Here is a 9,878-nt window from a genome sequence, read left to right as displayed (position 1 = left end):
CAGCGCGCTATTGTAAGCCGACCAGTTCGTGGTCTTGTATCTTGTCGGTGCCCAGCTGCTCATGACCTCCAGCTATCACACTGGATTCACAACATGAATCCCCTCACGCCATTTGTGCAACAAAGCCAGATACAGTTGCTACTCTTACTTGCCATGTCTAACAAGTATTCATAGAGCATTAGCAATTAGATGTACCAGCTTAAGTATTGCGAGGCTCACTTCGGAGTTCTCAGATACTCTAACTTGAGCAAATATGATGAACCTCAGGACAAGCTCAACTGCGTCGAGCTCAAACTCAATAGGTGTACCATTATGATATTCATAGTAGGGATTGTTGGCGTTCCTAACAACTACGGGGGGTTTGAAGCTTTAGCTGAAAACTTGGTAGAGCGCTTTTCAAGAGACAATATTCCAACAACCGTTTTCTGCGAAAAGCATTTTTCCAAGTCTAGAAACTATCTGCCTGATATTGTGATTGAGCGCATTGGATTTTCTGCAAATGGATTCCAATCTATACTATACGATCTTATAGGAATGGTCAGAGCAGCTCGCCAGGGTGGAACGATACTGCTGCTTGGGACTTCAGCAACCGCTTTCCTACCTTTAATACGCATTCTGTGGCCAACCTCTAAGGTAGTAGTGAATATGGCCGGAATGGAGTGGAAGCGCAGCAAATGGGGATGGATTGCAAAGAAATATTTGAAGTTGGGTGAATACGCAGCGGTCAAGTTTTCGGATAAACTCGTTGTCGACAATCAGGGGTTGGCGGAATATGTTAAAAAATCATATGGAGTGGACCCTGGCGTAATTCCCTATGGGGGAGATCAATTTTCAGATATCCCCAAGAAAATCTCTATACTAGAAAAATATAATATTTCGCCTTTTGAGTATGATTTTGCTTTAGCTAGGGCGCAACCTGACAATAATATCGAAATGATCCTTGATGCCTATTCTAGGGTACCCAAGGATCTCCTATTTATTTCAAACTGGTCGTCCTCTACTTTTGGAAGGGAAATCCTGGAAAGATTTCAGAGATATAGTAATATTCGTCTTATTGGTCCAGTTTATGATCCCGTAGAGATTAATACTCTCAGAAGTTTTTCCCGCGTTTATATTCACGGGCATAGCGCCGGTGGCACCAACCCAACTCTCGTTGAGGCCATGCACGCCGAATTACCAATTGTCGCATTTGACGTTAACTTCAATCGTCACACAACTGAGAATGCTGCGCTATTCTTCAAGGACTCATCCGAATTAGAATCGATCATTAACAATTTAACGTCTGAGGATCGTACGAAGGTAGCTATGAATTTGAAAGAAATAGCTGAACGTAGATATCGTTGGGATCAGATTTATGAAGATTACTTAGGAGTTCTTTTGGAATAGGTCTAGGCTGCTTCAAAGTAGATATATCGAAAAGATTTAAGCAGGCTTGGGTTTTGATCTGTTGGTCAGGTTAATTAGGTAGAGGAGGCAAGTTTCAATGTTTTGGATTATCGGTGGAGGAAAGATGGGGATTTCGCATCTTGCCCTCATCACACCTTATTTGGGCAAATCTATGGTCGTATTGGTTGAGCCGAAACGCTCCGTCCGCCTGTTATTATCATATTTCGGCTATCGCAGTTTCTCAAACGTACAGAAAGCATTGAGAAAAGCTGGCAAGCCCAAGGGAGTAATTATAGCTACCCCGACTGCTTCGCACGCGGCATTGATCGAGTGGGCGATTTCCAACAATATCCCCTTTTTCGTTGAGAAGCCGCTCACCTTAGATGCGGAGCGTAGTCAAATTTTGTGCAAGTCGGCAGCCGAGAAAGGTGTTCCTGCCCAGGTTGGCTTTGTGATGAGATATGTGCCAAGCTTTCAGAAGGTGCGGTCTCTGATTGCGGACGGCCAATTAGGCGCTGTCAAGTCGTATCGAGCCTCGATGAGCGGCAACGTGATCTCGAAGCCTCCGAAACGAAGCAGTTGGCAGGGAGATTTCGTGCGTGGAGGTGGTTGTCTCAATGAATATGGCCCACATATAATCGACCTCACTCGGTTTATTTTTGGCGAGATAGACAGCGTATCGAAAGCTGCAAAGGGACATGTCCATTGTGTTGACGCCGATGACTGGATCGAACTGGAGTGGCACCATTTAAGTGGGGTTGCGGGAGCTTTGGAAATTGACTGGTGTGATGCCACCAAGCGCAAGTCGACGATTCAATTCGAGATAATATTTGATTCCGCAACTGTGCGGGTCGATAATTCTGCGTTAGAGATCATCTCGCCAAACGGCGCCGATTTAAATATGGCTTCACGGTGTGAACTGGATCAACCATCGCGGCCGCCGAATGTTGGATACTACCTTCGAGGGGAGGAATTTTCCCTCGAATTGGAAGATTTTCTTGGCACATGCCTCGGCACGTCTGTTCATGTGGACTCTAACTTGCCCAGGGACGTTACACCTAAACTCGAGGATGGATATGCAGTGGATCGCTTGATAGATGAAATTGCCCGAAAGGCAGGTCTGAAATGAGCTACAGCCGAGCCATCCTTGGAGACAACCAGTTTCTTGGGGTCAACCACTCCGACCAGTTGAAGGCTGCTAAGTCTTTCGAGCGGTTTAGGAATCCGGATTCCGTCCTCGAGATAATCGCCGTTGCGTATGGGGCTGGGGTTCGGGATTTCATGTTCACTACCCATGATCGCTATGATTTGGTGTTTGAGGAGATCCGTCGATCGAACTTATTCCCTGGAATGCAGTATACGCCATGCATTCCTTACGCTCACAAATATTGGAGTCGCCTTTCGACCCAGAGTATGCCACGAATGCTTACCTCTACCGCAATGCAGATCAATCCTTTTCGGGCCATTTCAGGAGGTATCGCGCTACTTGCCGGCCGGCCGGCTGGGCTCGTACGGGTGCTCGTCGAAATCGAAGCGCTTATGTGCAAGGGCCTCCCAGTGCGCGGTGTGTTTTTACAGAATGCGGCTTTTGACATGCTGATGGCAGTCGAGGCGTATCGGGAACTAGAGGCCTTTGCCGACATAGTTACCCGTCGTTTCGCTGCCTTGCCGGGGTTCATAACGATGAACCACCCTAGGGCGGTTTCTGTATTATGTGACAAGATCGGGCTAGAACTGCCCTGGATCTGCGCGAATTTCAACGTGGCAGGTTTCCGCACCAATCCGTCGAAAGCGGAAGTCGAGGCTTCGTTTGCAACACGGCGTAGCCATAACATCGCGATGTCAGTGTTCGCATCTGGCAATTCGAATGGCCAGAGTAGCCTCAATTACGTAATTTCGAAGGTTGGAGATGTAGGAGGAGTTGACGCAATCTTGTTCGGTTCCTCAAGTGCCCGCCACATCAAATCCAATACACGAGCTATTCTGAGCGGGGCTGAATGAAGATCCAAAGAATCAGATTTCTTGGTGTCTTATTGGATGATCGTAGGTTTGACCTGCGCGGAAATTTCTTTAGAAATGATACAACACTAGGCGGCAATATATCGCTTTGGGCAGTTGGCCGCTTGCCCTGAATTCATCAATCATCTCTCTGTAAATCAGACCGTTGATGGACTATCCATCAAACCAAACCAGTCAGATAGGCTAAGCCAGATTGCAGAACTCGAGGCCTGTCGAGATTGCATGACGAAGAATTTTGAAATTGAAATGTCTCGACCGATCGCTCAGTTTTTGGCAAGTGATTTCACTTTCTAATTGCCATTTGGGTCCTCGGAACGGTTGGTAGAGTGGTAAAAAATGAATTAATCAAGTCTAAGAGCTGTGTTTTGTATACTCAAGGTAGCGTGAAGAACATTCACTGACTTCCTGCTGCTGGCCCTCATAATCGTGGCTGCATCGAAACCTCTCCTGGCGGTATCAGGGGACATAAGGGCAATGTGGCTGTTTCCCTTATGGTTCGCGTTACTTCGCCGAATAAGGACACGCAATGTGCGGTCTTTCCTCTGAGCCAAATCGCCGTCCCGGAGAGAGACAAGTTCTGCCCGCTGTGCCAGTAGTTTCTAACCGAGACCAAGAATTATCCTTCCTCTCGTCTAGGCTGTTGGCCGGTTTTGGGGGGAGAGGGCTGTCTCCGCTTTGCTCGCCTTTGAATTTGCGCGTCTTACTGGTTGCAATCGGTACGCAGATCGGAAGCGAGGACTGTCATGCTTGGCATCATCGTCGTAGGCGCCTTGCCTTCAGTGATCAACTGTATTGGGCAAACCTTCATTTGTTCGAAGCTCATTGGAAGGGAGGATCTCGGCAAAGTTCTAATCATGTATGAATTTTGAGAACTTTCTGGCGCCGTCCTCTACATGGCTGCCCTGATGTTTGTGTTTTGCCGGATAGTACTATTTTCATCGGCAAAGGGCTGAAATCCAATAGCTCGCTATCGGCTATGGCTCCCACCTTGGCGGCCATTCCCACCTCCACCCCCTAATGTCACAGAGACTTGAAAGGCACTCCCAATAACCATCGTTATCAGGTGTTGATTACCGCTCGCCGCTCCTTGAACTGCGTGCATGATCGGGAGCCCGCTTTCCATATTTCATGAGCAGGGACGAACGGCGTTGCTAGCATTTCCATCTGACCCCGTGCACCTGACAAGCTTTTTGGAGGTGATGAAGCGTAGTGCAAACTTCTCCCTTTGCAGTGCCTGATGAATGTTAAACCCAAACATTGTGTTCTGCGTACTCGAGGTATCGCGCAAGAGTATTCACGGACTTCCAGCCACCGGCCCTCATGATTGCGGAGGTATCAAAACCCTTCTTGAGGAGATCCTGAGCGGCACCGACACGTAAGGAGTGTCCACTAAAGGATCGCACCTCTTCTGGTGGGTAGCCCGCGTTAAGTGCGGCCGTCTTGATCAGAGCCTTGACGCTGGTAGTGCTGAGACTACGGTCAACAACCTGCTCTTGGTAGATTGGGCAGAAAAGCCAACTTGTGGCATCCCCGCGCCAGCTTACCCACTCCTTCACACGGTCTGTAGTATGAGTCGATGTGAAGGCGATGCGGCCGTTACCTTCCTGGTCGGTTTTGCTCCGGCGAATGAGGACGCGCAGTGTTCCATCTTCCCTCCAGGTCAAATCGCCATCGCGGAGAGCGATAAGTTCTGCGCGCCGGGTCAGCAATTCGTAACCAAGGGAAAGCATTGCCGCGTTGCGGAGTCCCCAGGGCGTATCGGGTTGCACCCGGATGAAGCGCTGAACTTCGGTCCAGTTGAGACCGCGCGCTTGTCTGGGACGTGTGGTTCTTCTGCGGCGGACTCGACGGAACGTGAGGTTGATATCTTCATCATAGGTGGGGTCGGGCAGGGCGAGTAGCCTATGGACCTTGCGGATTGCGTAGAGGCGCCGTTGCACCGTCGACGGCGCTTTTTCTTTGCCCTGATCTTCCAGAAAGCGGCAGACCTGAGCAGTTGTTGCTGGAAAGGGGACTGTTTTTGTTGACCCGCACCAATCCTCATAGGCTTGCACATCGCGGTAATATGCGCGCATTGTGGAAGGCGCGTAAGCGCCTTCAAGGCGCTGGAATTGGTGGCGCCAATCGGCATAGAAGTGGAGTGGTTCAATTGGTTTCATATGATCTATATAGTATCATCTGGTGCCAATGGCAATAACTGGGCTTCAAATTCGGCTCGGTCGTTTAGCGCTTCGTTTGAGCGTCGATGAGCTTTCAAATATTAGCGGGGTAAGTACTAGTACGATCAAACGCATTGAAGCGTCCGACGGAGTGTCCGCAAGCACACGAGCGAACCTAATGGCTATTACTTCCGCACTAGAAAGCGCCGGCATCGAGTTCATCGGCACACCAGATGCTGGCCCCGGAATCCGTATTCATTCAGGTGCCTTGAAACCGTGACCAATCCTGAACGCATGCGTGCAATGTGGCAGGACAATGCCGCCCTACGTCATTCTGTCGCTCTCTTGGCAACAGGACTGCTTGCCGCCATCATTGCGTGGCTGACCTTGTCGCCGCCAAAGCAACACGTGGACGGCATTCTTTCTGACAAGGCGTATCATGCCATTGCCTTTGCCGCCTTGGCGCTGCCCTGTGCCGTGCTCTACGCGCGGGCACTTACCTGGACGATGCCAATTGCCGCCTTGTTCGGTGCAGCTATTGAACTCATCCAACCAATCGTTGGTCGGAGCGCCGAGACCGCAGACTTCGTCGCAGACCTTGTCGGACTTGCGATTGGCGTCGCTCTGGGGCTGTTCCTCCGCGCCAAAATCCAGTCATTCGTGAGCCGTTAAATTGATTTCAGACGTTGGGTCGTGTGCTCTTGAGAAGCCTCAGTGATCACATGGCTTGGAGCGTCCACCCGAGGCGCATGGTCAGATGAGCGAGAGCGCCCACGTCGCGCGCGTCTATTCTGCGGTGCTCTCAAACCTGCTATCCCCCTCCAAACGCGCGTGCCTGGATTCAATGGTTCCTATTCTGTTCTTTTTCCTTGGGCAGAATCAAGATATTGGGGTAAAGTCGGCGCAAACAACAAGAGCAGGGCAGAGGTCCCAGCCTGGATACCACGCTAAGAGGGGTGGCTTGGCGCACTAACGGAGACGCTCTGATGTCAAAGAAGATTGCAAAGCCCGCCCAGACAGAAACCCCGCAAGAGCTCTTGCGCGAAATCTTCGCCCGCCCGGTTCTGCCAGATGAAAGTCAGGACGACTATGATGCGTTGAAGGCAGTCCTTCTCGCAGAGCTCAAGCCCAGGTCGCCCTATGCCGAACTTCTTGCTGATCAGCTGGTAGAGCTGGAATGGGACTTGAGGCGTCATCGCCGTCTACGCGACGCCTTGCTGAGAGCTGAATTTCGTCATCAGGCGGCAGTGGCTCTAGATCAACAAAGCAGTGACCTCTTTATGTCTTTTGGGCCTAACACGGCTGCTAGAGAATTGGCTGTGGGTCTTGTCGGTACGGATACTGCGAAGCAGCAGGCGGCGTTAACAGAACTAGAGGAAGTTGGAGCTTCGCCGGCGGAGATCATGGCAAAAGCGTATCAGAAATTAGCGCGTGATCTGGAACCCCATGAGCGCCACATTGCTGAGATTGAGATACGCCGTCGCCGTCTTCGGGAGGATTTTGACCGTGTCAATACGTCACCGGTGCAGCCGATCGAAGAGGCGCAGCTTGTCGAGACATGACCACGGAGAAACAAAAGCGCGCTAACAGGTTGAATGCCACGAAAAGTACCGGACCTAGGACAGGACCCGGGCGAACAAGAGCCGCTGCAAACGCCCGCAAGCATGGGCTCACAACACCTCCTCCCTGGGACGACATCACCCGCTACTACCGCATCATACGCAATGATCCCCAGGCGATGCCCGACCCAGCGACGTCTGACGAGGTCGCGCGCGCCGCACTTTTTTTGGCTGAGTGTGAAGCGCAGCGTGCCCGGTGCATCGACACAGAGAACTCGCATCTTGTCCGCATGTATGAGCGGGCAGGGGATGGAGCATATCTCACCATCAAAGACATCGTGAACAAGATGAAGGATGAAGAATGGCATATCGATGCCCTGAAGTTCGCTTATGAGCGAATACTCGATCCGGACATGAAGACCGGGATCAGAGTGCTTATCCAGGGCCATCCTGACCGCACGACCGCGTTACGCTACCGTCTCAAAACGCTGCGGCGCTATCGGCGTGAGGCAGAGGCCCGTCGGCGCAAAGCACTGGCGCGCTGGTTGGCTGTCTCGGCGGCTGTGAGCGGTGCACTTGCGGCGGTGTAGGGCAGGGAGGCCGGGAGTATGTTAATTCCCCGAAACGAAGCCAAATGCACTCTATAGGTGCAAGTGAAAGAGTGCTTACAAAAATATAATTAATTCAAGTGGTTAAGGGGGCATTTTCTACGTCAGTTGGACGTGTCACAAGAGCGACCCGCCGCCCTATCTGGGAGGCGGGTTTTCGTTCAGTGGTACCGGTTTACCTTGGACTGCATAACGGCGCCGTCTTGCAGGCTATCAAGGACGATGTCGATGATCGTGTGCGCAATCCTGGAAGCGGTGCGGGGTGAGAAAGACTTCTTGAGGGTCTGCATTGTCTCGTCCTTAGGTTCTTGGCCGTCTGTGGCCTTGTCTGTACTTTATGGCATGTGATTCCTTGGGCGTCTGTGAGCTGGTTCACACAGGCAGAAAAATTATCTACGAATGGACAATAATTTTGATGGGGCCATCATCTGCCCCAAGGCGCCGTGCAGTCACATGCCATCTGCCGCCGACCGGTTAGCGCCCGTCGTGTTTCGCTCAGGACGTCCAAAGGCACACCAGATTAAGCAGATGATTGTGATGTTCGTCGCTGGTCGCGACCTTGTGGCCTCTTTCCGTGCCTTTGTTCTGGATGCGACAAGCCAGAGTCTTCCAAGTCATTTGCACCACGGCCGGGGGGTTGGAGGGCAGGCGGTGGTCCCACAACGAAAGGGGGCAGCAAGTCCCTCTGAGATGAGGGTTCTGCCAACATCTCTGCCGTCAACACTCAGCTTCCCACACTGCCGTCCATAGTTGCAGTCTTCCGTACCTTGAGTTCCGGGCCGACAGGCACAAGGGACAATCTCCAATTCAATTGATGAGGCATTTCGGATTAACTCCTTAAGTCGTGCGGTTGCCTGTTTGCCTAAGGCTAGCCCAGCCTCACAGACTGGATTGTAGGTTTCAGGCGTGTTGAACCCGACAAGACGGATACTGGCTGACTGCCCTCTCACACGTATGGTGTCTCCATCGACGACAGTGATGTGTCTCGATTTCAGGCTGTCGGTGCTGCTTCTTGCGTTGGGACTCGTCGAGTTTTCCTCATTCAAAGTCCTCCAACTGCCAGTCGAGTTCTCCTCGTTGAGGCTCCGCCAGTTTCCAGATGCTTCGGGTCGAAGGACTATAGGTGAGTTTCCGGTGAAGGATGTCAGGAAGCCCGCAACCCTATTTCTTTCTGCCACCAATAGCACAACTAGCAAGGCAATCAGGAAAGCCGCTACAGGCAGTCTTATCCCAAACAGCCTGAAGCTTCGCCAAGGAAGGAATGACTTTCGTTTTCGATACCCTTCGTAGGCAGCCTTCGCCCTTCGAGACTTGGGGAACTTCAAAACCTTGGCTGGTGGACCTTGGTTCTCAGCAGAACCTGTTAGTTCCATTAGGGTTTGGTACTGCTTCTGGCTGAGATTTGTCTTTCGTCCGTACCTTTCCAGCTTTGCCAGCATGTCCGCGAGGAACTTTCGTTCCCAATCAGTAGGTGCCCCAGACGCCAGCATCGACTTGATACTGGTTTTTAGACTGTCGAGTTTTTCTTGGCTGAACGGCATTGAAGCAACCTTCTTTTGCTATCCAGACTAAGCTTTCCAAATTTTGAGTTGATGCTTCAAGGTCTAAAGCGTTCTTCCTGACCAGCTTTGCCCACCGTACGATGTCTACACAGATCCTTTTGGAGACGCTCGTAGAGATGGTACAGGCCGGTCAAGTTATCGCCATGTGACCCAGGCTGCGGTAGACGAAGTGTTCGATGCCCGGGGCCAGGGGGTCGGCGCTGATGGCGCTATCGTCACAGGGCATCCGGCTACTGGCAAATCTCATACTGACCCGGCTTTTGTTCCCTGAAGCCTTTGGTCTGATGGCGCTTGTCACGGTGTTCATCGTCGGCATGACGATGTTTTCTGACATGGGCATCCGCCCCTGGGTGCAGCAGAACAAAAAGGGCGATGACCCGCTCTACTTGGATACCGCCTGGACCCTGCAAGTGGGGCGCGGCCTGATGCTTTGGGGCCTGACGATTGCCCTGGCTTTGCCGGTCGCCGATTTCTTCAATGAACTGCTGCTGGCCATTATTTCACCGAATGCTGGGGTCGAGCTGGCCATTAACGGACTGATGCCCACGCGGGTCGCAACCGCGATGCGGCACCTTCTTGTGGCTC

The 9,878-nt window shown here is 51.7% G+C and carries 10 protein-coding genes; 7 read left to right on the top strand and 3 right to left on the bottom strand.

The window, feature by feature from the left end:
• The first annotated feature begins 243 nt into the window (after positions 1-243).
• The 3 genes from GV827_RS22540 (at position 244) to GV827_RS22530 (ending at position 3,387) form a co-directional block, all read left to right on the top strand.
• Positions 244-1,386: a DUF1972 domain-containing protein gene (locus tag GV827_RS22540; protein WP_204326052.1), complete on the top strand. Its 1,143-nt coding sequence runs from the start codon at positions 244-246 to the stop codon at positions 1,384-1,386.
• A gap of 97 nt (positions 1,387-1,483) precedes the next feature.
• On the top strand, positions 1,484-2,515 hold the full coding sequence (locus GV827_RS22535) for a Gfo/Idh/MocA family protein (protein WP_164356468.1): 1,032 nt from the start codon (positions 1,484-1,486) through the stop codon (positions 2,513-2,515).
• Positions 2,512-3,387, top strand: a complete 876-nt coding sequence (locus GV827_RS22530) for a hypothetical protein (RefSeq protein ID WP_164356466.1) — start codon at positions 2,512-2,514, stop codon at positions 3,385-3,387. The genes GV827_RS22535 and GV827_RS22530 overlap by 4 nt, the downstream gene beginning before the upstream one ends.
• Positions 3,388-4,649: 1,262 nt before the next feature.
• Here the strand turns inward: GV827_RS22530 and GV827_RS22525 are convergent.
• On the bottom strand, positions 4,650-5,564 hold the full coding sequence (locus GV827_RS22525) for a tyrosine-type recombinase/integrase (protein ID WP_164356464.1): 915 nt from the start codon (positions 5,562-5,564) through the stop codon (positions 4,650-4,652).
• Positions 5,565-5,840: 276 nt separating this feature from the next.
• Here GV827_RS22525 and GV827_RS22520 point away from each other — a divergent pair, with 276 nt between their 5' ends.
• The 3 genes from GV827_RS22520 to GV827_RS22510 all read left to right on the top strand — a co-directional run bounded on the left by GV827_RS22520 (position 5,841) and on the right by GV827_RS22510 (position 7,713).
• Positions 5,841-6,236, top strand: coding sequence for a VanZ family protein (locus GV827_RS22520; RefSeq protein ID WP_164356462.1), 396 nt, complete (start codon positions 5,841-5,843; stop codon positions 6,234-6,236).
• Positions 6,237-6,550: 314 nt separating this feature from the next.
• A complete protein-coding gene (locus tag GV827_RS22515) occupies positions 6,551-7,126 on the top strand; it encodes a hypothetical protein (protein ID WP_164356460.1) in 576 nt (191 codons plus the stop codon).
• Between the two features lie 176 nt (positions 7,127-7,302).
• Positions 7,303-7,713 (top strand): hypothetical protein, encoded by a 411-nt coding sequence (locus GV827_RS22510; protein ID WP_164356458.1) that lies wholly within the window; start codon positions 7,303-7,305, stop codon positions 7,711-7,713.
• A 179-nt stretch (positions 7,714-7,892) separates the two neighbouring features.
• Here GV827_RS22510 and GV827_RS23925 read toward each other — a convergent pair whose 3' ends face one another.
• Positions 7,893-8,021: a hypothetical protein gene (locus GV827_RS23925; protein ID WP_268895785.1), complete on the bottom strand. Its 129-nt coding sequence runs from the start codon at positions 8,019-8,021 to the stop codon at positions 7,893-7,895.
• Between the two features lie 324 nt (positions 8,022-8,345).
• Positions 8,346-9,104: a thermonuclease family protein gene (locus GV827_RS24165; RefSeq protein WP_204326053.1), complete on the bottom strand. Its 759-nt coding sequence runs from the start codon at positions 9,102-9,104 to the stop codon at positions 8,346-8,348.
• A 392-nt stretch (positions 9,105-9,496) separates the two neighbouring features.
• On the opposite strand from GV827_RS24165, the gene GV827_RS22500 reads away from it, so the two are divergent.
• The coding region (locus GV827_RS22500) for an oligosaccharide flippase family protein (RefSeq protein WP_235930689.1) at positions 9,497-9,878 on the top strand (382 nt) is incomplete at its 3' end.

Source organism: Sulfitobacter sediminilitoris (assembly GCF_010667575.1).
Taxonomy (GTDB): domain Bacteria; phylum Pseudomonadota; class Alphaproteobacteria; order Rhodobacterales; family Rhodobacteraceae; genus Sulfitobacter; species Sulfitobacter sediminilitoris.
Note: the sequence above shows the minus strand (reverse complement) of the source record. Positions and strands in the feature narration are given on the sequence as shown.